Below are 26,294 nucleotides of genomic sequence, written 5' to 3'. Positions count from 1 at the left end.
CCGTTACGCAGGCTGAGTGTTGGGCGACTGAATGCCATAACGCTGCATCCGGCGGTACAGTGTCATCCGGCTGATGCCCAGCTGACGTGCCACGGCGCTGTGGTTCCAGCGTGCAGCACGCAGCAGCGCCACCAGCTGTTGCCCTTCATCCGGCAGCGCCTGTCCCTCTGCCGAACGCGCCTGAATTAACGTCAGCGGTGCGCTAATGCCGATGCCGTCAGGCAGATCGCCAGCGTCAATCGTGTCGCCATCGGCCATCGCCACGGCGTAATCCAGCGCATTGCTCAGTTCACGCAGGTTACCCGGCCAGCCATGCTGATGCAGGCACTGACGCGCCGCCGCGGACAGTCGGGCTTTGCCCGCCAGCATGTTGTCGATTAACCAGTCGAGATCCTGACGGTTGCGTAGCGCAGGCAGGGTGATACGCGCCCCCTGTAAACGCCAGAACAGATCGGCGCGGAAACGACCCTGCTCCACCAGTTCCTCAAGCACATGATGTGAAGCCGAAATCACACGGATATCCACCGCAACCGGGCGTGAAGCCCCGACCGGCAGCACCTCCTGCTCGGCCAGCACGCGCAGCAACCGCGTCTGCATCTCCAGCGGCATATCGCCGATCTCATCAAGGAACAGCGTGCCGCCGTCGGCTTCCTGGACCAGGCCGCGCCGCGCTTTGCTGCCCGCCCCGGAGAAACTGCCCGGCAGATGACCAAACAGCACACTTTCAATCAAGGTCGCGGGGATCGCGGCACAGTTCACCGCAATAAACGGCTGCCCACTGCGCTGGCTGGACTGATGGAAAGCGCGGGCAAAATACTCTTTGCCGCTGCCCGTTTCCCCCTGCACCACCAGATGCAGCGGCGCACTCAGTAAGCGCGAGGCACGCTGTAACTGCTGCTGCAATGTCGGATCGCCGCCCGTCAGCGCTGCCAGCGGCGCAGGCAGTGCGGCGGGCGTGGTGATCGCCGGGCGCTCCGGGCGGCGTGCGGGCTGCACCGCCGTCACATACAGCCGCTCACCGCTGTGCAGCCGATCCAGCGTGCCCTGACGGCCGCTGGCGCTGGCCAGCCAGTCCGGCAAACTGTCTATCGAAGTATTAAACAGCTGTTCAATCGGCATCCCGAGCAGCGTGCTGCGGCAGTGCGGCAGCGGCGCATCAATGCCCAGCTCTTTCTCCAGCATCCGCTGCGCACGGTGGTTATGCCCGATCACCCGGCCATCGGCATCAAAAGCAATAAGGTAATCCGGGCTGACCTCGACAAACGGCGAGGACGGGCTGAGTTTCAGCACCCAGTCGGCACGGTGACGATGCTCAAACCAGGCATTTTCAATCTGGTGGGCATGCATCCGTGCTATCTGTAATGCCAGCTGCTGGCCGGATTTCGGCTGCGGCGAGGTCAGTGCGGAGATATCCAGGATGGCGTTAAGCTGCCCCTGCGGATCGAACAGCGGCACGGCCGAGCAGGAGAGCGCGATATGCGTGGCATCGAAATGGTCGTTGTGATGTACGGTCAGCGGTTTCCCGGTCGCCAGCGCCGTGCCAACCGCACAGGTACCCGCCCAGGCTTCCGACCATTGCGCCCCCAGGAACAGGCCAGCGCGACGCAGGCTGATTTCAGCGCTGTCATCCCCCAGATAGTCCACCGTCACCCCGTGGGCATCCGTCAGCAACACCACATAGCCGGCCGGGGCAATCTGCTGGTAGAACCGGCTCAAACCGTGCCGGGCAATATGGCGAAACTCTTCAAGATGTTCGCGATGCTCTCGCAGCTCCTGCCAGGGAAGGATGCGTGCCGCCTGCATACGGCTGGGATCAAGTCCGTGACTTTCCACGCAGCGTTGCCAGGAGTCACGGATCGTCTGGTCATACTGACGCTGCGCCAGATTCCGGGCATCTTCGCGGGTGCAGGCAAGCACGGTGGCAATATGTTCACGCTGGCTCTGATTCACAACACGCTCCTTTTGAACCGGTAAGACAGTAACAGCAATGAAAATCCGCTCGCCACCTGCCAGAGGGTAATGGGATACACCGCCGCACGCTCAATGATGCCGATCGGCAACGCCACATACGGGATGAGCACCATACATAGCAAGCCGACCATTCCCAGCAGCAGGCTAAACCCGGCATACACTGGCATGCAACGGCGCAAAGCCAGGCCGGTGACGATCAGGCACAGATTACCCCCGCCAATCGCCATCACCGCACCTGCCTGATGCAATGTCACCCCATCGGCTTCCCCACCGCTGTGGAATAGCGCGATCATAACGCCACCAATGCCATGCAGGCCGCCTGCCAGCAACGCCGCCCACCCCATTCCCCCTGACAGCTGCGGCCGCAACAGTAAGCAAGCCAGCAGAAACAGCACGCCTTCCACCGCAAATCCGGCATTCATGACGTTATGCAGCGGTGAGCAAATCTGCGGCCCGCATTCAGGAATGCCGAGATCACTAATATAGTTGTGGCTGTAGCGATAGGCCGGATGATGCCAGGCCAGCGCGCTGATACGTTCGGCCAGCAGATACAGCAATCCCCCGGCGGCGAAACAGCACGCGCCTGCACGGCTGCGGCCCGATAACTGCGACATTTTTCTCTCCTGTTACTGACAGCATTCAGTCTGACAGAGCGCCAAAAAAAAAACCACCCCGGCTGGGGTGGTAAAGAGTGATAAATCGCTGCTGGCGGGCGGGCGTTTCGCCTTATCAGCCAGGTGAGGCGGCTTACCAGCGATAGTTCACCGACGCCACCACATTGCGGCCTGAACCATAGAAACAGGCTTCGCTGTTGCTACAGGATGCCACGTAGTGTTTGTCGGTCAGGTTCTGCACGTTCAGTTGAACCGTGGTGCCTTTCAGGCTGGAAACCGCCTCGCCCAGTTCATATTTTGCCATCGCATCGTACAGCGTGAAGTGCGGCACTTCGTTGGTTCCGGTGCTGTCCGCCGGGGCATCACCGGTGTAACGCACACCCGTGCCTACGGTCAGCCCACTCAGAGCCCCATTCAGGAAGCTGTAGCTGCCCCAGGCCGAGGCCGCATGACGCGGAATGCTGGCAGGGGTACGTCCACGTTGAGCGGTAGTGTAAGTCTCTTTAGTCACCGCATCGGTATAGGTATAAGCCGCCATCAGTTTGACTTCCGGCAACGGCTGGGAATGCACTTCCATTTCCACGCCGTTAGAGTCAACCTTACCGATCTGCTCGTTGTAACCGGTCACCGTATTCGCGGAGGTGATATTTTTCTGAGTAATATCAAACACCGACACGGTCATCACGGTATTGGAACCCGGCGGCTGGTATTTCACCCCCACTTCGGTCTGCTCCCCTGTTGTCGGCTTAAACGGATCGGTTCCCGGTGCGCCATTGCTCAGGTTCGGTTCAAACGAGGTGCTGTAACTGATGTACGGCGACAGACCGTTATCGAAGGCGTACAACAGCCCGGCACGGCCGGTAAAGGCGCTGTCATTGTTCTTCACGTCGGTGCCGTTCAGGCGGTTAATCGTGCGGATTTGCGACCAGTCGTTGCGGCCGGACAGGACCAGGTTCCAGTTATTCCACTCCATCTGATCCTGCAGGTAGACCCCAATCTGATGCAGCTGCTTCACGGTGTTAATGCTGGGGGTAAAATCATCCTCATTCACATCAACACGCCCAGGATTTGCCCAGTCGAGCTGGTACTGGGTGGAGGTGTGGCGTGACAGGGTGCTGGCAACGCGGCTCCAGCGGTAATCCAGCCCACCGAGCACGGTATGGCCGACATCACCGGTCTCAAACAGCCCTTTGAGGTGGTTATCGACACCGAATTCGTTCGTCATCACCGTTTCATGTTGCGGGCGACGTTCAATGGTGTGGTCATTGAGGTCGGAGCTGGTGGTGTAGACCATATATTTATAGTCTTCATCGCGATGGGTATAGCGCAGGTTCTGGGTAAACGACAGCGTTTCATTGAAGCTGTGGTCAAATTCGTAGCCAATGGAGGCCTGTTCGCGCTTGTTACCATAGTAGTTAGGGTCATTGATATTCAGGTCATACGGGATATACCCGGTGCTGGCTTCTTTCAACGTCCCGACCATCGGCAGGAAGTTACGCGATCCGGCTTTCGGGTCGTTCTGGTAGCTGGTTAACAGGGTAAAGCTGGTATCGGCATTCGGCAGCCAGGTGATGGCGGGCGCTATTGCCACGCGTTCCTGTTTATTGTTTTTCACTTCTTCATGTCTGGTGCTGGCAATCCCGTTCAGACGATAAAACAGCGTGTTGTCATCGTTCAGCTTACCGCCAAAATCAAAGGCCGCTTCACCCAGATGATGATTGCCGGTGCTGAGCTGCACTTCGCGAACGGCTTCAGCCGTCGGGCGCTTGCTGGTCATGATCACCAGGCCACCCGGGCTGACCTGGCCGTATAACACCCCTGCCGGGCCGTGGACCATCTCCACGCGCTCCAGCAACCACGGGGCAACCTGCCCGGCTCCCCCGCTGGAGCTGGAAAGACCAAAGTGCAGACCATCCAGCAGTTTTGGCGCGTAGCGGAAGCCACGGCTGATAATTTCGTCGTTACGGTTGGAGTTACCGCGATAGTTGGTCACCACACCGCTGGTATAACTGAGGGCATCGGAAACCGATGCTGCCGCCTGGTCATCCATCTGCTCGCGTGTTATCACCGAAATCGATTGCGGGGTTTTGCGCAGCGGGGTGGGGGTTTTGGTGCCTGAAGCGCTCTCTTTCGCCACAATACCGCTGTTACGCCCCGTCACGCTCTCCTGGGACTCCGCCGTCACCGTCAGCGTGTTGTCAGTGGCGGACTGCGCCAGCGGCGCCGCCAGCAGTGAAGACGCCAGCAACAGGCGCAGGGAGGTATTTCCAGAGTGTACTGCCACACCAGGGCGCGCCTGGGGTTTTATCTTCTTCAACATAGTTGTGTTATCTCGTCTGAAACAGCCTTGTCTACGAAAGAAACCAGTAAAGCCCGCCAACCCATTAGATTTACTGATTGGCCGTAGCTAACTTCAGGAATGGCACGGATCATTAACGTCCGAACGCACCCTCTATTCATGAAAAAAAACCTTACTAAATGCAGAGTTACGCTTCATCCGCATGAAGTCCCGACGCATACTAATGCAAATGTGAATCACTCTCAATAACATTTGCATTAGCATTTCTTATTACACAAACAACTGGCACGGACAATGAAAAGTAACAACATGTAAACTAAAGAAAAAATCAGTGTGATTTACGACAGTTCGGCTAAACAGACTGGCGTCAGAAAAAAGCAGGACGTGCAGTGGCGAGAGCGATCAGGCAAAAAAATAGCCACCCCGTCTGGGGTGGCTAAAGGATGATAATGGATCTTGTCAGGAACGCGGTTCTCTGTGGAACCCCGCTTTAATTCAAAGTGGCGACGAACGCCCTGCTTTACCCATTACCAGCGGTAATTAACAGAAGCAACAAACGTACGGCCTGCACCATAGAAACATGCCCACTGACCCGCACAAGATGACACATAGTGCTCATCCGTCAGGTTCTGCGCGTTGAACTGTAAGGTGGTCCCTTTCAGAGTCGGGACAGCCTGGCCCAGTTCATATTTCACCATCGCATCGTACAGGGTGTAATGCGGCACATAGTATTCGCCGATATCATCACCCGGAGCTTTACCCACATAACGAACGCCGGTACCCACAGTCAAACCATTCAGCACACCATCAAGGATGCTGTAACTCCCCCAGGCTGAAGCAGCATGACGCGGGATAGCATTTGGGCTGTGACCGACTTTATCCGGATCTGTTGAGCTCTTGGTCACCACATCGGTATAGGTATAAGCGGTGGTCAGCTTAATTTCCGGCGTTGGCTGCACATGAAGTTCTGTCTCAATACCCTGAGAGTTGACCTTACCAATCTGCTCGTAAGCACTGGTCAGACGGTTATAAGAGGTGACGTTCTTCTGGTTAATATCAAACCAGGAGACTGTCATCATCGCATTCACGCCCACTGGCTGGAATTTCACCCCGATTTCCGTCTGTTCGCCGGTGGTCGGTTTCAGCGGATCGGCACCTGCCGCCGCCTGCTCCAGCACCGGTTCAAACGAGGTGCTGTAGCTGACATATGGTGAAATACCGTTATCGAATGCATACAACAGTCCGGCACGCCCTGTGAACGCGCTGTCATTATAAGTGATATCTGAACCCCCGGCGGTGAGGTCCTTGTTGCTCACCTGCGACCAGTCATTACGACCTGACAGCAGCAGGTTCCAGTTATTCCACTCCAGCTGATCCTGGACATACACACCGTACTGGTTCAGGGATTTCTTGGTATGGGTAGCCAGCTCCAACAAACTTTCATCAACCTCTACACGGCTCGGGTTGCTCCAGTCCATCGGGTAACTGCTGCCGTAGTCACGATACAGTTTGCTATCAATATGTGAGTAGCGGTAATCGAAACCGCCCAGGACGGTATGCTTCACTTCACCGGTATCGAATAGCCCTTTCAACTGATTGTCGACGTTGAATTCGTTAGTCATCGCCGTTTCATGCTGCGCCAGACGCGTCAGTGTCCGGTTGCCGTCATCCACGTTGTAGACCAGATATTTGTAGTCTTCATTGCGGTGGCTGTAACGCAGGTTCTGGGTAAACGATACCGCTTCATTAAAGCTGTGCTCCAGGCTGTAACCGATAGAGGTCTGTTCACGCTTTGACTTAGTAAAGTCAGAGTCGCTGACGTTCAGGTCATAAGGAACATACCCAGCAGCGGTAGAATAGAGCGTCCCTGCGCGTGGCAAGAAGTTACGCGAACCCGCTTTCGGGTCATTCTGGTAGCTGGTTAACAGCGTAAAGCTGGTGTCTTCATTTGGCAGCCAGGTGATCGCTGGCGCAATCGCCATACGCTGTTGTTTGCTGTTTTTCACAAACTCATTCTGAGTGCTGGCAATGCCGTTCAGGCGGTAGAACAAGGTATTGTCATCGTTCAGCTTGCCGCCGAAGTCCACCGCTGCCTCACCATAGTGGCGATTACCGGTGCTGAGTTGCACTTCATGAATACTTTCTGCTGTCGGGCGCTTACTGGTCATCAGAACCAGCCCACCAGGGCTCACCTGGCCATAAAGTACCGATGCCGGGCCATGTACGATTTCAACACGCTCAAGCAACCATGGGTCGAGTTGCCCCGCCCCGCCATTCTCAGAAGAAAGACCGAAATGTAATCCATCCAGCAATTTGGGTGCATAACGGAAGCCACGGCTGATCACTTCATCATTACGGTTCGAGTTACCACGGTAGGTTGCTACCACGCCACTGGAGTAACTCAGTGCATCAGCCACTGAGCGAGCATCCTGATCGTCCATCTGATCGCGTGTCACCACGGAAATTGATTGCGGGGTTTTACGCAGCGGTGTGGCGGTCTTGGTGCCGGACGCGCTCTCTTTCGCTACGATCCCTTTAGTCGGGGCGGTGACGCTTTCCTGGGTGTCTGCGGTGACCGTCAGCGTATTTTCGGCTTCGGTGGCTGCCTGTACGGCGGGCGCCATCAGCAGGGCTGAAGCCAGTAATAAACGCAGGGTGTGTTTGTCAGAACGAACTGCAATGCCTGGTATTGCCTGTTTTTTAATCTTATTAAACATGTTCTGGTATCCCGTCTGAACAGATTTGCTGATAAAAAAAACCCGTTAAAACCCGCCAATGGTTAAGGAGAACTGATTGGCCGCGGTGAAAGGTGAGAATCACGTTTGCCACTACTTTCGTCGATTCTTCTGCCCTTCTTAAGAAAACCCTTATTTACAGACAACTTATAGGCTCTTAAGAAAGTTGCGACGCATCTTATTGCAAATGCAAACTATTCTCAATACTATTTGTATTAGCGTCATTTACTGTAAGAGAGATTAAAGTCCCTCCGTTTAAGTCATTAAATGTAAATTAAGGAAAATTATCGTGACAACACGGCACACATTATGGCCGATGCGTCAGCCCGCAGGTCATGCAGCACAGCTGCTGGCCGCCGATAACGTGGGTGAAGAGAGCTGGTGGCAGCATATTGCGCAACATGGCACGCCACTGGTTGAAGCCTTTGCTGAAGGAACAGTCCGGATGAACTATTTCTGGCGTGACCCGGCAGGTGACGAAACCCGCTCTGCGATACATCAGGTTTATGTGGATATTAACTGCGTGACCGACCACCACAGCCCGCAGCCGCAAAGTTTGCAACGCCTGGCGGGCACCGATGTCTGGCACTGGTCAACGGAGATTGATGAACACTGGCGCGGCAGTTACAGCCTGATCCCGGTGAACGCTGAGCAACTCCCCCCCATTTTCAGCCCCGATGACGACACACGCCGCAAACAACAGCGCGAATGGTGGATATCCCTGTTCCCGCTGGCGATTGCCGACCCGTTAAATCGCAGCTGTGCCCACCTCAACAGCCGCGGGCACGCGCTGTCGGCCGCGCATATGCCCGCGGCGCCGGACCAGTCTGCGTGGCACGCGCTGGACAGCGGGCAGCCGATACAACCCGATAGCCACCAGCTGCAACAGTTTACCTGGGACAGCACCCTGCTGGGGAATCAGCGCCGTATCTGGCTCTATACCACGGGCAGTACAGCGACCCCAGAGCTGCGCCCGCTGGTGATTTTGCTGGATGGACAGAACTGGGCAGACGGACAACCGCTCTATTCCGCGCTGCATGCCGAAACCGACAGCGGCCATCTGCCCGCCGCCTGCTGGCTGTTTATTGATGTGATTAACGGTGACTGGCGCGAAAAAGAGCTGCCCTGCAATGCTGAATTCTGGCAGGCGGTGCAGCAGGAATTGCTGCCGCTGGCGCGCAGCCGTGTGGAATTCAGTGAAGAGGCCGACCGTACCGTGGTCGCCGGGCAAAGTTACGGCGGCCTGGCGGCGATGTATGCCGGGCTGCACTGGCCCGGGCGCTTTGGCCGCATCCTCAGCCAGTCTGGCTCCTTCTGGTGGCCAAACGTCCGCCTGGTCACTCACTTTTCCGAAGCCGGAGAGCAGGAGATGGGCTGGCTGACCGGGCAGGTGATCAAGGGTGTACTGCCGGCCAGCCGCTTAAAGATCTTCCAGGAAGCGGGCGATCGCGAAGGCGATATGGCCTGGGTTAACCAACAGATGCGTCAGGCGCTGCTCGCGGGCGGGCATGACATCAATTTCCGAATTTTCTCCGGCGGGCATGATGCCCTGTGCTGGCGCGGCGGGCTGCTGGACGGCTTACGCTGGCTACTCGCCGACTTTATTACACCTCCCTATTCTGGAAAGACAGGTAATTAACATGACCGAACAACAAAATCCCTTCGACGATGAAACCCTCGACTTCCTGGTGCTGCTCAATGCACGCCAGCAATACAGCCTGTGGCCAGCGTTTTCCGACGTTCCTGCTGGCTGGAAGGCCGTGAGCGGCCCGGATACCCGCGCCGAATGCATTCGTTACATCGAAGAAAACTGGCACGACATGCGCCCCGCCGTGCTGAAAACGGCAGGTTAGCCAGCCCGGGTCGACCGGAAAAAAGGTCGCCCCTACGGGATCAGTTTTTACCTCTTACGACAGGAATTGCCACCGTGTCAGAAGCTCAGATCACGCCTGAAATACAGGCCGAATTTACCGAATATCCGCTGGTTGCGGCGCAGCCAGGGATCTGGATTGCCGATCAGATCGCCAGCGCAAGAAACACCTTTGCCGTTGCCCACTACAGTGAACTGCATGGCGATATTGACCGTCCGATGCTGGATAGGGCGATCCGCCAGGCGATGTCCGAAGCCGATACCGTGCAGGCCACCTTTGGCCTCTCTGATGACGGCAGCGCCGTGCAGCGCCTCCCGCGTACGCGTACCCCAGAACAGGTACAGCCTGTTGAATGGGTTGATTTCAGCCCACGCAGCGATGCGGTGCAGGCCGCGCACGACCTGATGCAGGCCGATCTGGCCGCCGATCTGCCCGCAGACGGTGAGCGCCCGCTGTACCGCCAGCTGATGATCCGCGTGAGTGACGATCGCTGGTTCTGGTATCAGCGCTACCACCATCTGATGCTCGACGGCTTCAGCTTTGAGGCCCTGACACGCCGCGTGGCAGCGATCTATCAGGCGTTGCGTGCGGGTGAAACACCGGCGGCATCGCCGTTTATCTCCTTTGGCGAAGTGGTCGCTGAGTATCAGGCCTGGCAGCATTCACCCGCCTGTGAACGTGCCGCCCTGTTCTGGCAACAGCATGCAGAACACTTCCCGACGGCAATTTCACTCTCCAGCGAAACCTTTACCGCCAGCGCCCACGGCGCACCGTTAAAACAACAGGTGATCCTGCCCCCGGCGCTGCTGGCAGCGCTGACCCATCAGCCCGGTTTGCAGGAGAACGCCCCGGCTGAAATTGCCAGCGCCCTGCTGGTCGCCTATCTGGCGCGCATCAGCGGTGAATCCCGCCTGAGCATTGGTTTTCCGTTTATGCGCCGCATGGGTTCCGCCGCGCTGGCCGCCACCGGTCCGGTGGTCAACGTTCTGCCACTGCTGCTGGATATTGAAGACAGCATGACGCTGGCCGATATCAGCCGGGCCTTACAGAGCGAGATTAAACAGGTTCGCCGCCATCAACGTTACGAGGCAGAACAACTGCGCCGTGACCTTGGTCTGGTCGGCAGCAGCCAGTCGCTGTATGGCCCGGTGATCAACCTGAAGGTCTATCACGACAGCCTGACCTTTGACGGCATTGATGCCATCAGCCACACCCTGGCGATGGGCCCGGTCGACGATCTGGAGTTCGAAATCGGCTTCCAGCGCGGCCAGTTGCAGGTCACGCTGGTCGCCAACGCCGGGAAATATGATGCGCAAACGCTGGCCTGGCACGGTGAACGCATTGCGTTCCTGGCCGCCCAGCTGGCGCAGCAGCCGCAGCGCGCCTTGTCCAGCCTGGCGCTGATTGCCGACGATGAGCAGCAGCAGATTGCCCGCTGGTCCCAGGGGATCAGCGTCACGCCGCCAGAAGGTGTGGTGTCGATTCTGGCGATGTTACAACGCCAGGTGGACGCGCAGCCGGATGCGATCGCCGTGGCGTGCGGCGATATCAGCCTGACCTACGGCCAGCTTTCTGCCCGTGCCATGCAGCTGGCTCGCGAGCTGATCGCGCGTGGCCTGGGTGCCGAAGACGTGGTAGCCATTGGTATTCCGCGCTCCGTTGATTCGCTGGTGGCGATCTTCGGTGTGCTGGCCAGCGGTGCCGCCTATATGCCGCTGGATCTCGACTACCCGCGTGAGCGTCTGGCGCTGATGTGCGATGACGCACAACCGCAGTTGCTGCTGACGCACAGCAGCACCGTGGCCCAGATGCCGGACGGTGAGTACCTCTGTATTGATGATGCTGCCGTGCGTGCCGTCTGTGATGCGCATGCTGCCACCCCGGTGAGCGACAGCGAGCGCCGTGTTGCTCAGCGTGGCGAACACCTGGCGTATATGATCTACACCTCCGGTTCCACCGGGCGCCCGAAAGGCGTGATGAGTACTCACGCCGGACTGCTCAACCTGTTCCTTTCCCATCAGGCTAACCTGTTCGGCCCGGCGATTGAGCGCTTCCATCGCAGCCAGCCGCGCCGTATGCGTACCGGCCACACCGCCTCTTTCTCCTTCGACTCCTCATGGGAACCGCTGTTCTGCATGATGATGGGCTGCGAGCTGAATATCTTCGACGAAGAGCTACGGCGCGATGCCTGGGCGCTGTTGCAGAAGATGAAACAGGTGCCGGTTGACCTGCTGGATATCACCCCTTCTTTCTTCTCACAGATGATTGATGCCGGGCTGTTTGAGCCGGAAAGCCACCGTCCGGCGTTCGTGATGATCGGCGGTGAGGCGGCGACGCCAACGCTGTGGAAACTGATGCAGCAGCACCCGGAACTGGAGCTCCATAACTATTACGGTCCGTCTGAGTACACCATCGATACCCTGGGTGCCAGCGTGATGGTCTCTGATCAGCCGGTGATTGGCCGCCCGGTCGGTAACACCCAGGTGTGGCTGCTGGACAGCAAACTGCGTCCGGTTCCGGTGGGCTGCGTGGGCGAGCTGTACATTTCCGGTACCGGGATTGCCCGTGGCTACCTGCGTCGCCCGGACCTGACCGCTGCCCGTTTTGTCGCTAACCCGTTCCTGGAGGGGGAAGTGATGTACCGCAGCGGCGATCTGATGCGCTGGCGCAGCGATGGTCAGCTGGCCTTTATCGGCCGCGTTGATCACCAGATCAAGGTGCGTGGCTTCCGTATTGAGCTGGGCGAAGTGGAAAATGCGCTGGTGGCGCTGGATGAGGTCAGCACCGCAGTGGTGATTGCTCAGCCTATCGGTGCCACCAACCGCCTGATCGGCTACTGCTCGGTGTATGACGATGCCCTGCGTGCCGACGATCAGTTATCCGCAAAACTGCTGGCGAAACTGGCAGTTACCCTGCCCGACTACATGGTGCCCGCGATCCTGGTGGTGATGGATGAACTGCCGCTGAACGTGAACGGCAAAATTGACCGCCAGGCCCTGCCTGAGCCGCAGCAGGTGGCGTTTAAACCCGGCCGCGAGCCACAGGGCGAACAGGAAACGCTGATCTGCCAGGCCGTTGCTGACCTGCTGGGGATGGAACGCGTTGGCGCTGACGATGATTTCTTCGCGCTGGGCGGAGACAGTATTTCCGCGATGGGGCTGGGCACGGCCGCCCGCCGTGCGGGTTATCTGCTGCGTCCGCGCGATATCTTCGCCCAGCGTACCCCGGCACGTATGGCACAAAATATGCCTCTGCTGGCCACCCGCACCTCCGTCAATCACGTGGCGCAGCACGGTGCCATCAGCGGCTTACCCATCCTGCAATGGTTTAACGAACATGGCGGCATTAATCAGCGCTTTGCGCACGGCGTGTTCCTGCAGGTCCCTGAGACATTGCAGCGTGCTCACCTTGAGCAGGCACTGACCACGCTGAGCTACGCGCACCCGGCGCTGGCCGCCTTTACCCGTGACGGGCAGCTGGTGGTGGGTGAACCTCGCCCTGCCGGATTTACCCGCTGGGTCACCGCCCAGCCGCTGCATGATGCCCCGGAAGCCTGCGCAGAAGATGCCTTCGACGCCGCCGTCACCCGCCTCGACCCGGAGAACGGCGTGATGATGCAGGCCGCGCTGCTCCAGCAGAACGAGCGGACCTTTGGTCTGGTGCTGGTGATCCATCACCTGGTGGTGGACGGTGTGTCCTGGCGTGTTCTGCTGGAAGAACTGCGTCAGACAGCGGAGGCCGCCATCAGCGGCACCCCGCTGACCCTGCCGCCGGAAGAGACATCACTGCATGACTGGTCCGCTGCGCTGTTAAGCAATGTCTCCCGTCGTGCCGCTGAGCTGCCTTTCTGGCAGAGCATGTTGCAGCATCCGGTGCCGCTGCTCGGCCAGCGGGCGCTGCATCCGCAGGATACCCACAGCGAACTGAAAGAGAAGCGTACGCTGCTTGACGGTGCGCAAACCCAGGCGCTGCTGACCACGCTGCCGCAGCAGTATCGTGCCAGCGTGGAAGAGACGCTGCTGTGCGCACTGTCACTGGCGCTGATCGACCGCTTTAAGGTCAGCCAGCTGCGCTACACCCTGGAATCGCATGGTCGCGCCGAACTGGCAGGTGACCATGATTTGGCCCGCACCGTCGGCTGGCTGACCGCCGAATATCCGTTGCTGGTCACGCTGGATGAAGGCGATAGCGGCAGCCTGCGAGATGCCCTGCGCGCGGTCAAAAGCGTGCTGCGTGCCGTGCCGGATCGTGGCGTTGGCTACGGCCAGCTGCGCTATCTCGATGCGGTGCGATCCCCCCAGTTACAGCCGCTGGCACAGCAGCATGCGCCGGAAGTGCTGTTTAACTACCTCGGGCGCTTCAGTGCCGCAGAGGGCCTGTGGACGCCACAGCGGACGCGTAAACATTTCCGCGATGCCTTTGCGGTACATCAGTCACCTGACATGCCGCAGCTGCACAGCCTGGAAATTAATATCTTCGTGGATGAAACCGGCGCGCTGCCGCAGTTGGCGGTTAACTGGGGCTGGCTGAACGGGGTATTCAGCGAGCAGGATATTGATGCCCTGCACCTGGCGCTGGCCGGTGCCTGCGATGCGCTGAGTGATTTCGCCCGTCGTCATCCGCAGGAAGCGGCAGATACCTTAGTGGCCGCCGAGGTCGCCATTGACGGCGTCAGCCAGCAGGATGTCGTTCAGCTGGGTGAGCGTCATGGCCCGCTGGCCGCTGTTCTGCCGCTGCTACCGCTGCAAAAAGGGTTGCTGTTCCATGCCGCCACCGCCGACAGCAGCGGCAGCTATAACTCACTGACGCGCCTGAGCTTTAGCGGTGCGCTGGATGAGAATCGCCTGCGTGCCGCACTGGATGCGGTAGTTCGTCACCATCCGCAGCTGGCGGCCCGCTTTGACAGTGAGCAGACACTACAGCCGTTACAACTGATCCCGGTTCTGCCGCTGGAATCCTCGCTCTGGACGCTGGATCGCCACGTGCTCCCTGCCCTGTCAGTGGCTGAAGAAACCGAGGCGCTACTGGCGCTGGAGAAACGCGAGCTGGCACGGGATCTGTTCAGCCAGCCGGTCATGCTGCATGCACTGCTGGTGCAGCATGCTGACAGTGACCGCTTTACACTGATGCTGAACGCCCATCACCTGGTGGTGGATGGCTGGTCAACGCCGGTGATCTTAGGCGATCTGTTTACCGCGCTGTACCACGGCCCGCAGGCCCTGACGCCGCATCGCTTCAGCTACACGGATATCGTGCGTCAGTTAACCTCGCGTGATGCCAACGCCTCCCGCCAGCTGTGGCAGCAGGTGTTGCAGGATGTGCGTCCCACGCTGCTGTTTGGTGACGATCCCCATAACGGTCCGGTGCACGACCTGGATCTGGTACTGGAACCCGATCTGGAACGCGGCCTGCTGGCACTGTGCCGCAGCCGGGGCCTGACGCTGAACAGCGTGATGCAGGGCATCTGGGGAATGCAGCTGGCGATTGAAAGCGGCCACCAGGACGTGGTGTTTGGTTCACCGGTTTCCGGTCGCTTCGGCCAGATTGACGGCCAGGAGCAGCACGTTGGCCTGTTCAGTAACACCCTGCCTGTGCGCGTGCGTTTCGACAGCCAGCGTCCGCTACTCGATCAGCTGGCCGATCACCAGGCTCAGCAGATCCAGCTGATCGAACATGACGATCTCGGCCTGGGTGAGATCCAACAGCTGGCCGGCAGCGGTACGCTGTTTGACACTCTGCTGGTGGTGGAAAACTACCCGGACAACGCCGACCTGTTGCAGGGCCACAATGGCCTGCGCTGCGACCATATCAGCAACCGGGGTTACACCCACTATCCGCTTACCCTGCTGGTGCTGCCGGGTGAGCGTCTGCACCTGCTGATGGAGTACCGCGATGCGGTGCCACATCCGCAACGTTTTGCTGAGCGCCTGCTGATGCTGATTGACCAACTGGTGGCGCAGCCCGACCTGCCGCTGGCACGCTGGCAGTTGCAAACCCCTGACGAGCAGGCGCTGATTGCCAGCATCAATAACACCGCTTACCCGGTGGCCGCAGGCACGCTGCAAGGGGCCATTGAGCAGCAGGTCAACCGCACGCCAGACGCGCTGGCCCTGCTGGACAGCGAGCATCGTCTGACCTATCGCCAGATGCAGCAACAGGCACGCCTGCTGGCCGATCGCCTGATTGAGGCCGGGGTACAACCGGGTGATATCGTTGCCGTTGCCCTGCCGCGTTCGGTACGCCTGAGCCTGGCACTGACCGCCATTCTTCAGGCCGGTGCCGCCTGGCTGCCGCTGGATACCGGTTACCCGGACGATCGTCTGGCGCTGATGGTGGACGATGCCCGTCCACGCCTGATTATCAGCGAAAGCACCTTAGCCGCACGCTTTGCAGTAATGGGGCCGATTCTGGCCTTTGATCGGCTGGAAGACGAACAGCGTCAGCCGACGCATCCGTTGCCTGCCGCAGATCCACAGCGTCCGGCGTATGTGCTGTATACCTCCGGATCGACCGGGCGCCCGAAAGGCGTGGTGGTCGGTCAGCAGGCGATTGTTAACCGCCTGTGGTGGATGCAGGATGAATACCCGATGGAGGCGAATGACGTGGTGTTGCAGAAAACACCGTGCAGTTTCGACGTCTCCGTGTGGGAGTTCTTCTGGCCGCTGATGGTCGGTGCTCAGTTACTGATGGCACCGCCGGAAGCCCATCGCGATCCGGATGCGCTGGTACAGCTGATTGAAGATTATTCCGTGACGACAATGCACTTTGTGCCTTCGATGCTCGCCGCGTGGGTCACCGCGCTGGAAAGCCGTGACGGCAGCGACAAAGGGTGCCACAGCCTGCAACGCGTGTTCTGTAGCGGTGAAGCCCTCTCCTGCGATCTGGCCGCCAGCTATGAGGCGCTGATCGCGGCACCGCTGCACAACCTCTATGGCCCAACCGAAGCCGCCGTTGATGTCACATACCATCCGGCCAGCGGCGAAAGCTTGCGGCAATGCAGCGGCGCAGGCGTGCCGATTGGTTACCCGGTGTGGAACACGGAACTGCGCATCCTTGACGGGCTGCTGCGCCCGGTGCCGCTCGGCGTGGCGGGCGATCTCTACCTGTGCGGCGTGCAGCTGGCAGACGGCTATCTGTATCGCGCCGACCTGACGTCGCAACGCTTCGTCGCCGACCCGTTTGCCGACGGTGAACGGATGTACCGTACCGGGGATATTGCCCGCTGGCTGGAGAACGGGGCCGTTGAGTATCTGGGACGCAGTGACGATCAGCTGAAAATTCGTGGGCAGCGTATTGAGCTGGGCGAAATTGAACAGGCATTGTTAACCGTTGATGGCGTGGCACAGACCGTTGTGGCCGCCCGTGAACTGGGCAGTGTGGCATCCGTGGGTGCCGATGCGCGTCAGCTGGTGGCGTGGCTGATCGCACAGCCCGGTGTCACACTGGATACCGCCGTTGTGCATCAGCAAGTGGCACAGCGCTTACCGGCGCATATGTTGCCCGTCAGCTATGTGCTGACGGACCACTTCCCGCTCAGCGCTAACGGCAAGCTGGACCGTAAGTCCCTGCCCTTGCCGCAGGCACCGCAGTCGGGAGGCCGTCCACCACAGGGCCTGCATGAGCATCTGCTGGTGACCTTGTTCTCCAGCCTGCTGGCGCGCGACACGGTCTATGCCGATGATGACTTCTTCGCGCTGGGGGGGCACTCGCTGCTGGCGATGCGCCTGGCCGCCGAACTGCGCCGTCGTCTGCCACAACCGCTCTCTATCGGGCAGATCATGGCCGCACGTAGTGTGGAAAACATGGCACGCCTGCTGGATGACAGTGCGCGTGGCGTGAACGCGGACAACCGTGCCAACGGCGAAAGCCTGCCGTTCCGCAGCGGTACAGGGCCGGTGCTGTTCTGTATTCACCCGGCTTCCGGTTTTGCCTGGCAGTACTCCGGCATGATGCGCCATCTCGGGGGCAACTTCCCGATTGTTGGCCTGCAATCGCCACGCCCGAACGGCGTGATTGCCCGCTGCGCAAGTGTGGATGAGATGTGCGAACGCCATCTGGCGACGCTGCGCAGCATTCAGCCACAGGGTCCGTATCACTTACTGGGCTACTCGCTGGGCGGCACCCTCGCCCACGGCATTGCGGCACGTTTGCAACAGCAGGGAGAACAGGTGAACTTCCTCGGGCTGCTGGATACCTATCCGCCGGAAGGCCAGGACTGGACCAGCCCGTCGGAAGAGGATGCGCGTGCCGAAGTGGCGCGTGAAGAGGCCGAGTTTATGGCGGCAACCGATGAGGATGATGCGCTGTTACTGGCAGAAAAGGCAGAAATGTTCAGCACCATCGTCGCCAACTATGCCGATGCGGTTGAGCGCCTGAGTACCGCCACGACACCCCGCTTTGACGGGCAGGCCACGTTGTTTGTGGCGAAAAACACCCTGCCCGAAGGAATGGATGTGAAAGACAGCTGGGCGCCTTATCTTCAGCAAGTGCAGATCCACGAACTGACCTGCGAGCATATGGATATCCTGTCACCGGAAACGCTGGTGACGCTGGGGCCATTACTGGCTGGACTGATGGAGGCGTGCCCGGACCTGGCGTAAAGAAGGGCGACCTGCCCGCAGCGGGCGAGGCGTGCCTCGCCCCTGGAACGAACCCTGTTATTCCGCACTGGACGAGGCGTGCCTCGCCCCTACAACAAACCCTGTTATTCCGCACTGGACGAGGCGTGCCTCGCCCCTACAACGAACCCTGTTATTCCGCACTGGACGAGGCGTGCCTCGCCCCTACAACAAACCCTGTTATTCCGCACTGGACGAGGCGTGCCTCGACCCTGGAACGATACCCGTAGGGGTCGGGCATGCCCGACCCTTGTTATTCCGCACCGGGCGAGGCGTGCCTCGCCCCTACAACGAACCCTGTTATTCCGCACTGGACGAGGCGTGCCTCGCCCCTGGAACAATACCCGTAGGGGTCGGGCATGCCCGACCCTTGTTATTCCACACCCGGCGAGGCGTGCCTCGTTCCTACAGCGATACCTGTGGGGGCTGATGATAACGCCCGCACGGCACGATCATCGGCGTATGTGACACCGGATCGTCAATCACCACGCTACTCATGCCAAACACCTGCCGCACCAGATGTGCATCCACAATCTCAGCGGGTTTACCCTGGGCGATAATCTGCCCTTCCTTCATCACGATTAAGTGGTCGGCGTAGCGACAGGCCTGATTCAGGTCATGCAGCACCGCCACCAGCGTATGCCCGTGCTCCTGATTTAACTGACGGAACAGATCCAGCAGCTCAATCTGGTGAGCGATATCCAGCCAGGTGGTCGGCTCATCCAGCAACAGCAGCGGCGTCTGCTGCGCCAGCACCATCGCCACCCACACGCGCTGGCGCTGGCCGCCGGACAGTTCATCCACACTGCGCGCGGCCAGTTCACTAACATTGGTGGCCTGCATTGCCGCCGCCACCGCCTCACGATCGGCTTCGCTCCACTGCTTCAGTAAGCTCTGATGCGGATAGCGGCCACGTGCCACCAGATCGGCCACGCTGATCCCCTCCGGGACAATCGCATGCTGTGGCAACAGACCCAACTGACGGGCCAGCGCTTTGGTGCCCATCTGATGAATATCATGACCATCGAGCAGCACCTGGCCGCTACGCGGTTTCAGCAGGCGACACAGGGCGCGTAACAGCGTTGACTTACCGCAGGCGTTAGGGCCAATAATCACCGTAAACTGGCAGTCGGGGATCTGCACGCTAAGCTCACTGGCGATCACTTTTTGATCATAGGCCAGCGTCACGCCAGCGGCCTGAAGACGGGGGGATAAAGAAGTATCCATGATTAACGTCGTGACTCCCTGATAAGTAACCAGATGAGATAAACACCACCGATGCTGACGGTAACAGCCCCCACCGGCAGTTGTATCCCGTTAAACGCATGCTGAGCGATGACATCGGCCGTCAGCAACAGCAGCGCCCCGGTGGTGGCGGCGGAAAAAAGCGGCATCGCACTGGCACCGGTCAGGCGGCGGGCTATCTGCGGCGCGGCCAGTGCAATAAAGGCAATCGGCCCGGCGCTGGCGGTGGCAATTGCCGTGAGAATAATGCCGCACAGCATCAGCCACAGACGGCTGGACTCAGCATTCACCCCCAGCGCCCGCGCACTGTCGTCGCCCATTTCCATCAGCTGCAAACGGCGGCTGAGCAGCAGCGACACCGCAATGGTCAGCGGCACCAGCAGCAGCGCAGGCTGCCCTTTCGCCCAGGTGATGCCGTTAAGCGATCCCGCTCCCCACAGCGCCGCACTCATGGCACTCTCCAGCGAGGCGCTGACAATCAGCCAGGTATTGAGCGCCGACAACACCGCGCCCACGCCAATCCCGACAATAATCAGCCGGAAACCCACAATCCCCTGGCGCCATGCCAGCAGATAAACCAGCGCCGCTGAGCCAATACCGCCCACCAGCGCTCCGGCGGCAATCTGATAGTAGGTGCCGCCAAAACCGATAATCATCACCAGCGCCCCGGTAAACGCCCCGGTATTAAAACCCACCACATCCGGGCTGCCGAGCGGGTTGCGGATCGCCGACTGGAAGATCGCCCCGCTGACGCCAAGGCCCGCCCCCAGCACCAGCGCCATCACCGCACGCGGTGCACGCCACTGAGCGATAACGGTCATAAATCCGCGCGGCCCTTCCCCCTGCAACGCCTGCCACACCTGCCCCGGAGTGATGCTCAGCGTGCCGTAGCACAGCGCAAAAAGCGCCAGCAGCGCAGCGAGAACGATCAGCGTCAGGTTCGCCCACAGTACCCGGGACGCCAGGCGCAGATTGAGCCAGCCGTCAGCACGGCCGATCAGTAAGGTTTTACTGTGCATCCTGTCATCCTTAATGTTTGCGGCTACGGACTAACCAGATTAAGACTGGCGCACCGATTAATGCGGTGACAATCGACACCCGCAGCTCACCCTGTGCCATAAAGCGCCCGGCAATATCGGCGGTCAGCAACAGCACCGGGGCCATCAGAAACGAATAAATCAGGATCCAGCGCTGGTCGGCCCCCACCCACCAGCGCGCAACATGGGGCACCATCAGGCCAACAAAACCAATGGGCCCCACCAGCGCCGTGGCCGATCCACACAGCAGCATCACCGACAGCAGCGCCAGCAGGCGCACCAGCAGCACCCGGGTACCGAGGGCGGCGGCAATGTCTTCACCCATACTGAGACTGTTCAGTGAACGCGATGCCGCGAGTGCCAGCGCCGCGCCGACGACTATCGCCGGGGCCACCAGCATCAGGTTCGCTGAGGAACGGATATCCAGCGTTCCCGCCTGCCAGAAGCGCAGCTGGTCAAAGGTCTGCGGATTGAGCAGCGACAGCGACGAAGTCAGCCCGCCCAACACTGCACTCAGTGCCACCCCGGCCAGCGTCAGCCGCACCGGATTGACCCGGCCGCCGCTGAGTGTACCAATCGCCCAGACCGCAATGCTGGCAATCAGCGCGCCACCCCAGGCAAAGCCAAGCCAGCCTGCCATGCCGCTGACGCCAAACAGGGTAATGCCAATTGCCATCGCGAAGCTGGCCCCGGCATTGACGCCGAGAATGCCGGGGTCTGCCAGCGGATTACGCGTCAGTGCCTGGATCACCGCCCCAGCGCCGCCCAGCGCCAGACCCACGAGGATCCCGGCCAGCGTACGCGGCAGACGGGCATTGAGAATAATGATGCTATCGGCGTTAGTGATCTGGCCGGACAAACTCTGCCACACCAGGGCAGGCGCGATGGGTTTGGCCCCCAGCATCAGGCTCGCCAGGCTGACAGCCGTCAGTAATATCAGACAGATGATGACACCCGCGCTGCGCGAAAGGCCTTGCGACAACGGAGCAGATTGGGGGGAAGCTTGCTGCAATGACATCCCTGAGAGATCCTCTTCATATGCAAATGAATATGAGTATTATTATCATTAACGTTACTAACCAAATATGTTACCATGCGCCCCGCCAGAAAAACATCGGCATCCTTACGCGCCGCACCGGACAGCATTCCGGCCGCCAGGCATTGAGCCCTATTAACTACATGGATACTCATGGCAAAGCCCTCCATTCTGCTTGATTTCAGCCTGCTGAAAAATAACGCCCATTTCCGCGCCATCTTTTGTGCCCGCATGCTGTCCGTGTTCTCACTCGGTATGCTGGCAGTCGGCGTACCGATTCAGATCCAGGCCATGACAGGCTCCACGCTTCAGGTGGGTGTGGCCGTGATGCTGGATGGCATCGGGATGTTTATCGGATTGATGCTGGGCGGTATCCTGGCAGACCGCCTCGATCGTCGTAAGCTGATTCTGTTTGCCCGTGGTACCTGCGGCATCGGCTTCGCGGCCCTCAGTCTGAATGCATTTCTGCCGGAACCCTCTTTGTGGGCACTGTATCTGCTGGCCGCCTGGGACGGTTTCTTCGGGGCGTTGGGGATGACGGCATTAATGGCGGTGATCCCGCTGCTGGTCGGGCGTGAGAACCTCGGCGCAGCCGGTGCGCTGAGTATGGTGACCGTGCGTCTCGGGGCCATCCTCTCCCCGGCCATTGGCGGGGTGATTATCGTGGCGGGTGGCGTGGGCTGGGCCTTTGCCGTGGCGGCTGTCGGTACGCTGGCAACGTTAATCCCGCTGGTGCGTCTGCCGTCGATGAAGCCGGAAGCGCAGGAGCCGGAGCATCCGCTACGCGCCCTGGCCAGCGGCGTTCAGTTTGTCTGCCAGCAGAAGGTGGTGGGTTCCGTGGTGCTGCTGGGCATGCTGGTGAGCATTGTCGGCGCGGTGCGTATTCTGTTCCCGGCGCTGGCTATCAGCTATCACGCTGACGCCTCGGCGATTGGTCTGATGTATTCCGCCGTGCCGCTGGGGGCCATGATTGGCGCCTTTACCAGCGGCTGGGTGCCAGGTTATGCCCGTCCTGGTGTGCTGGTCCTGATCAGCGCCACCTGCGCGTTTCTGGCGATTGCTTCGCTGGGACTGTACAGCCACTTTATCCCGGCCCTGCTGGCACTGGTGGTGTATGGCTACTGCAACGCGATCGCTTCGCTGCTGCAATATATGCTGATTCAACACCATACGCCTGATGCTTTGCTCGGCCGCGTGAACAGCCTGGGCACCGCGCAGGATGTGACCGGGGATTCTGTCGGTGCTCTGGGATTAGGCGTGTTAGGTAAGCTGTTTACGCCTGTGGTGAGCGTACTGTCATTTGGCGCGGTGGCCGCAGGCGTAGCGCTGGTGCTGGCAAGTCTGGTCGGCACCTTACGCCGGGCGACAATGTCACCGCCGGAGGAGGCAGGCCCGACTGATGAGCAGGACCCGGTGACCAATGCGTAACCGGGCATCATGCGACTAGCATGAGGAGTGCTGATGCCGGTGAAGAGCGTAATGAGGCCAGGTTCAGGTCATCATCCACGGATCTTCACTGGCTGAGCATCGGTTTCGTCATAGCAGGCGGGCACGACCTGCGTGATATCAATCGTTTCACGAACCCGGCTGATATCATACGTTGCCTGCATCGCCAGCCAGAGACGGGCCGCAATGCCCAGCCCGGCTTCCAGTCGTACCGCCATTTCAGGGGTAATAGCGGTTTTTCCTGCCGCCGCTTTGCTCAACGCCGAGGGGGATACCCCGAGGTTTCCGGCCAGCGTCCGCAGGCTGACGTTATAGTCCTCAAGATATTCGGTAATCAGGCAGCCCGGATGCGGGGGGGTCATCATAGCCATTAGTGGTAGTCCTCCAGATTACTCCTTGTTTCCTTCCGGGAAACAGTATAACAGTTGTTTCCCGGAAGGAAACAGCTTTCCCGGCACGACCCTCTGAATTGTATCGCGAGTAAACCCGGCCATCGCCGACTGACCAATAAGGCGATTCTCATCACACTTTTCAAAAAAGCCGCGTCTTGCCTGCGTCGAACCGTCAAGTTTCCCCCCTGAACGCCGTTAATCCGATCAGCGTTTCCAAACATCTAGCCGCACCAGGAATGACATTTCACCCTCCCTTTTTCGAGATGGCGTCAGATCGGGCGGCTGAATCGATTCAATTACAATATATATTCTGCGCCATGCCGGTTTTCACGGCCGCTGGCTGACCTTCAGTTGCCATTTTAGGGGTGTCCATTTATGCAATTCAAAAATACCACCGTACGAACTCAGCTCCTCCTCGGGTTCGGCGTGTTAGTGGTGATTGTGCTTGCCGTCGTTCTTCTCGCGATGAACGCCCTCAGCAATGCGAATGACCGATTCAAAACCCATGTGCAGCAGGTGGCGGCACGTGAATCCTCCGTCAATCTTATTCTCAGCGGTGTGAAGGACAGTTCACTGAGTCTGTACGGTCTGGTGCTGGTCAGTGAGGCCGCCGACATTGAAGCCGGTAAAAAACAGGTGGCAGCAGCAGAAGAGAAAACCGCCGCAGCGCTGACTCAGCTTCAGGCGGCCATCAAACAGCACACTGACGTAACCGACCAGGATCGACAGTTTGTTTCGGCCATCGCACAGGCGGAAGAGGGGTATCGCCCCGTTGCTCACCACATTGTTGAGTTAGCCCTGGCGGAGAAAAAGGCGGAAGCCATTGACCGTATGAACCGTGAATTACGTCCTCAGCTGACCACCTTATTGACCACGGCGAATCAGTACCTTAAATACAGCACCGAGCGCGCGGCGGAGAGTCTGAGTACCGCAGAGAGCGCCTATCAGCAAACGCGGATTATTTTCATCGCGATCAGCCTGCTGGCGCTGAGTCTGGCAGTGATTCTCGGTGCCATGATCATCCGCTCCCTGTTCCGTGCCTTAGGCGAAGAACCGGCCATTTTAGGTCAGGTTGTTCAGCGCATTGCACAGGGCGACCTGAGCCAGGTTAACGGCGCTGTCACGGCCCCGGCCGGTAGCGTGCTGGCTGCCCTGGGTGAGATGCAGGAGAAATTGCATAACTTGATCAGCCAGGTGGCGAACTCAGCGGAGAGCATTGTTTCCGCATCAGGTGAAATTAGCCTGGGCAACGAAGACTTAAGCCGCCGCACCGAAGCGCAGGCCTCTTCACTGGAGCAGACCTCTGCCAGCATGGAGCAGTTAACCGCCACTGTGAAGCACAACGCCGACAATGCCCACCAGGGAAATCTGATGGCGACCAGTGCCTCTCAGGTGGCACAGCGTGGCGGCAATGTGGTCGAACGCGTGGTCAGCACCATGCACGACATTGCCAGCAGTTCCGGCAAGGTCACCCAGATTATTACCGTCATTGAAGGGATTGCTTTCCAGACCAACATCCTGGCGCTTAACGCGGCCGTGGAAGCCGCCCGCGCCGGTGAGCAGGGCCGTGGATTTGCCGTTGTGGCCGGTGAGGTACGCATCCTCGCCCAGCGCAGTGCCACCGCCGCGAGGGAAATCAAAAACCTGATCGATGAGTCTGTCGAGCGGATCAATACCGGTTCTAAGCTTGTCGATGAGGCGGGCAGTACCATGCAGGAAGTGGTCAATGCGGTTAAGGGGGTTAACAGCCTGATGGCCGAAATCACCCTCGCCTCCAGCGAACAGCACACGGGTATCGATCAGGTGAATAAAGCCGTGGTCCATATGGACGAAGCCACGCAGCAAAATGCCGCCCTGGTGGAAGAGAGTGCCGCCGCTGCCGCCAGCCTTAAGCAGCAGGCTTATTTATTGCTGGAAGGGATCTCTGCGTTTGATATTTCACGTGCCGGTCGTCTCAACGATACAACAGCAGCGATGCGCTAAGGGTCTGAGATGAAAATAACCTGTGCTTTTGCTCTCGCCGTGATGGTCAGTTCAGCGGCGTATGCCAGCAACGACAGCATCACGATTGGCCTGATTACCAAAACAGATACCAACCCCTTTTTCCTGAAAATGAAAGAAGGTGCCATGCTGGGCGCCACCGTCCATGGGGTAAAACTCCTGACGGCGGCAGGCAAAGAAGATGGCGATTATCCGGCGCAAATTCAGGCCATCCAGGAGATGGTGGCGGCAGGAGCAACCACTCTGCTGATCACCCCGAGCGATGCCAAAGCCATTGTGCCCGCACTGGATGAAGTGCGTGCCAAAGGGGTACAGGTCATCGCACTGGACTCCCCGACCGATCCGATGACGGCGGTGGATGCGCTGTTTGGTACTGACAACTATAAAGCCGGGCAGCTGATTGGCGAATATGCCAAAGCCGCCATGCCGTTAAAATTTGCCGGACAGCCACTGAAGATTGCCATGCTGGATTTATCGCCCGGACATTTGGTCGGGGCAAGACGTCATAATGGTTTTATGAGTGGGCTGGGATTAGCGGCAGCAGGTGCCGACTCCAGTGAGCTGTCGGTCACCGCTGAAACCGTCTGTGCCGGTTTTTCTCAAGGCGCCGAGAAGGAAGGCTATGAGGTGATGGCCAGCTGCCTGAAAAGCCATCCTGATATCAACCTGGTGTATACCATCAACGAACCGGCCGCTGCCGGCGCGTACAAGGCATTACAGGAAGCCGGTAAACAGGCGATGATCGTCTCGGTCGATGGGGGCTGTGCCGGAGTGAACAACGTGCGTTCAGGTAAGATTGCTGCCACAGCGCAGCAATATCCCTTAACCATGGCAGCGATGGGCGTTGATGCGGCGGTGGCTTACGCCCGGCACGGTAAAAAAGTGTCCGGGTATGTGGATACCGGCGTCACACTTATCGCGGACAAACCGATGCCCGGCCTGGCAAGCAAGGATACCCAGGCCGGGCTGAACGCCTGCTTTGGGGCGAAATAAGGCGACAGCTTCCGGCGGACGTCGGTCAACCGGAAG

14 protein-coding genes are annotated in these 26,294 nt (G+C 59.3%); 6 read left to right on the top strand and 8 right to left on the bottom strand.

All coding sequences use genetic code 11. The features are described from left to right. Positions 1-3: 3 nt before the first annotated feature. From WH279_RS13510 to WH279_RS13495, 4 genes are all read right to left on the bottom strand, one after another. Positions 4-1,950, bottom strand: coding sequence for a sigma-54-dependent Fis family transcriptional regulator (locus tag WH279_RS13510; protein WP_339457211.1), 1,947 nt, complete (start codon positions 1,948-1,950; stop codon positions 4-6). After that, positions 1,947-2,585, bottom strand: a complete 639-nt coding sequence (locus WH279_RS13505; protein ID WP_339457210.1) for a DUF998 domain-containing protein — start codon at positions 2,583-2,585, stop codon at positions 1,947-1,949. The genes WH279_RS13510 and WH279_RS13505 overlap by 4 nt, the downstream gene beginning before the upstream one ends. Positions 2,586-2,718: 133 nt before the next feature. Beyond that, positions 2,719-4,905, bottom strand: coding sequence for a TonB-dependent siderophore receptor (locus WH279_RS13500; protein WP_445235220.1), 2,187 nt, complete (start codon positions 4,903-4,905; stop codon positions 2,719-2,721). Positions 4,906-5,411: 506 nt separating this feature from the next. Then, positions 5,412-7,601: a TonB-dependent siderophore receptor gene (locus WH279_RS13495; protein WP_339457206.1), complete on the bottom strand. Its 2,190-nt coding sequence runs from the start codon at positions 7,599-7,601 to the stop codon at positions 5,412-5,414. Between the two features lie 334 nt (positions 7,602-7,935). Here WH279_RS13495 and fes point away from each other — a divergent pair, with 334 nt between their 5' ends. The 3 genes from fes (at position 7,936) to WH279_RS13480 (ending at position 18,090) form a co-directional block, all read left to right on the top strand. Next, positions 7,936-9,258 carry an enterochelin esterase gene (gene fes / locus WH279_RS13490; RefSeq protein ID WP_339458693.1) on the top strand — a complete coding sequence of 441 codons (1,323 nt, stop codon included), beginning with the start codon at positions 7,936-7,938 and terminating at the stop codon, positions 9,256-9,258. A 1-nt stretch (position 9,259) separates the two neighbouring features. Then, positions 9,260-9,472 (top strand): MbtH family protein, encoded by a 213-nt coding sequence (locus WH279_RS13485; RefSeq protein ID WP_133843085.1) that lies wholly within the window; start codon positions 9,260-9,262, stop codon positions 9,470-9,472. A 74-nt stretch (positions 9,473-9,546) separates the two neighbouring features. Then, complete coding sequence (locus WH279_RS13480) at positions 9,547-18,090, top strand: amino acid adenylation domain-containing protein (RefSeq protein WP_339457201.1); 8,544 nt, start codon at positions 9,547-9,549, stop codon at positions 18,088-18,090. Positions 18,091-18,513: 423 nt separating this feature from the next. On the opposite strand, the gene WH279_RS13475 is transcribed toward WH279_RS13480, so the two are convergent. Genes WH279_RS13475 through fepD form a run of 3 tightly spaced genes read right to left on the bottom strand, consistent with a single transcriptional unit; the run spans position 18,514 to position 21,408 of the window. Next, entirely contained in the window at positions 18,514-19,335 is an 822-nt protein-coding gene (locus WH279_RS13475; RefSeq protein WP_339457199.1) for an ABC transporter ATP-binding protein, read from the bottom strand. 2 nt (positions 19,336-19,337) lie between these two features. After that, positions 19,338-20,372, bottom strand: a complete 1,035-nt coding sequence (gene fepG / locus WH279_RS13470) for an iron-enterobactin ABC transporter permease (RefSeq protein WP_339457197.1) — start codon at positions 20,370-20,372, stop codon at positions 19,338-19,340. A 10-nt stretch (positions 20,373-20,382) separates the two neighbouring features. Next, positions 20,383-21,408, bottom strand: coding sequence for a Fe(3+)-siderophore ABC transporter permease (gene fepD, locus WH279_RS13465; protein ID WP_200640266.1), 1,026 nt, complete (start codon positions 21,406-21,408; stop codon positions 20,383-20,385). 171 nt (positions 21,409-21,579) lie between these two features. Between fepD and entS the strand changes: the two genes are divergently transcribed. Continuing rightward, on the top strand, positions 21,580-22,854 hold the full coding sequence (gene entS / locus WH279_RS13460; protein WP_227536066.1) for an enterobactin transporter EntS: 1,275 nt from the start codon (positions 21,580-21,582) through the stop codon (positions 22,852-22,854). A 71-nt stretch (positions 22,855-22,925) separates the two neighbouring features. On the opposite strand, the gene WH279_RS13455 is transcribed toward entS, so the two are convergent. Further along, positions 22,926-23,243: a HigA family addiction module antitoxin gene (locus WH279_RS13455; RefSeq protein WP_339457192.1), complete on the bottom strand. Its 318-nt coding sequence runs from the start codon at positions 23,241-23,243 to the stop codon at positions 22,926-22,928. A gap of 396 nt (positions 23,244-23,639) precedes the next feature. Between WH279_RS13455 and WH279_RS13450 the strand changes: the two genes are divergently transcribed. Together WH279_RS13450 and WH279_RS13445 are read left to right on the top strand one after the other, a co-directional pair. Then, positions 23,640-25,247, top strand: coding sequence for a methyl-accepting chemotaxis protein (locus tag WH279_RS13450; protein WP_339457190.1), 1,608 nt, complete (start codon positions 23,640-23,642; stop codon positions 25,245-25,247). Between the two features lie 9 nt (positions 25,248-25,256). Further along, positions 25,257-26,258 (top strand): substrate-binding domain-containing protein, encoded by a 1,002-nt coding sequence (locus WH279_RS13445; protein WP_133843069.1) that lies wholly within the window; start codon positions 25,257-25,259, stop codon positions 26,256-26,258. Positions 26,259-26,294: the final 36 nt, after the last annotated feature.

Source organism: Erwinia sp. MYb375 (assembly GCF_037479175.1).
Lineage (GTDB): Bacteria > Pseudomonadota > Gammaproteobacteria > Enterobacterales > Enterobacteriaceae > Erwinia > Erwinia rhapontici.
Note: the sequence above shows the minus strand (reverse complement) of the source record. Positions and strands in the feature narration are given on the sequence as shown.

Coding starts and splice junctions, on each gene's coding strand:
- WH279_RS13485 (WP_133843085.1), top strand. CDS start 9,260: ATGACCGAACAACAAAATCCCTTCGACGATGAAACCCTCGACTTCCTG.
- WH279_RS13500 (WP_445235220.1), bottom strand. CDS start 4,905: ATGTTGAAGAAGATAAAACCCCAGGCGCGCCCTGGTGTGGCAGTACAC.
- WH279_RS13475 (WP_339457199.1), bottom strand. CDS start 19,335: ATGGATACTTCTTTATCCCCCCGTCTTCAGGCCGCTGGCGTGACGCTG.
- WH279_RS13455 (WP_339457192.1), bottom strand. CDS start 23,243: ATGGCTATGATGACCCCCCCGCATCCGGGCTGCCTGATTACCGAATAT.
- fepG (WP_339457197.1), bottom strand. CDS start 20,372: ATGCACAGTAAAACCTTACTGATCGGCCGTGCTGACGGCTGGCTCAAT.
- entS (WP_227536066.1), top strand. CDS start 21,580: ATGGCAAAGCCCTCCATTCTGCTTGATTTCAGCCTGCTGAAAAATAAC.
- WH279_RS13505 (WP_339457210.1), bottom strand. CDS start 2,585: ATGTCGCAGTTATCGGGCCGCAGCCGTGCAGGCGCGTGCTGTTTCGCC.
- fes (WP_339458693.1), top strand. CDS start 7,936: ATGCGTCAGCCCGCAGGTCATGCAGCACAGCTGCTGGCCGCCGATAAC.
- WH279_RS13450 (WP_339457190.1), top strand. CDS start 23,640: ATGCAATTCAAAAATACCACCGTACGAACTCAGCTCCTCCTCGGGTTC.
- WH279_RS13495 (WP_339457206.1), bottom strand. CDS start 7,601: ATGTTTAATAAGATTAAAAAACAGGCAATACCAGGCATTGCAGTTCGT.
- WH279_RS13445 (WP_133843069.1), top strand. CDS start 25,257: ATGAAAATAACCTGTGCTTTTGCTCTCGCCGTGATGGTCAGTTCAGCG.
- fepD (WP_200640266.1), bottom strand. CDS start 21,408: ATGTCATTGCAGCAAGCTTCCCCCCAATCTGCTCCGTTGTCGCAAGGC.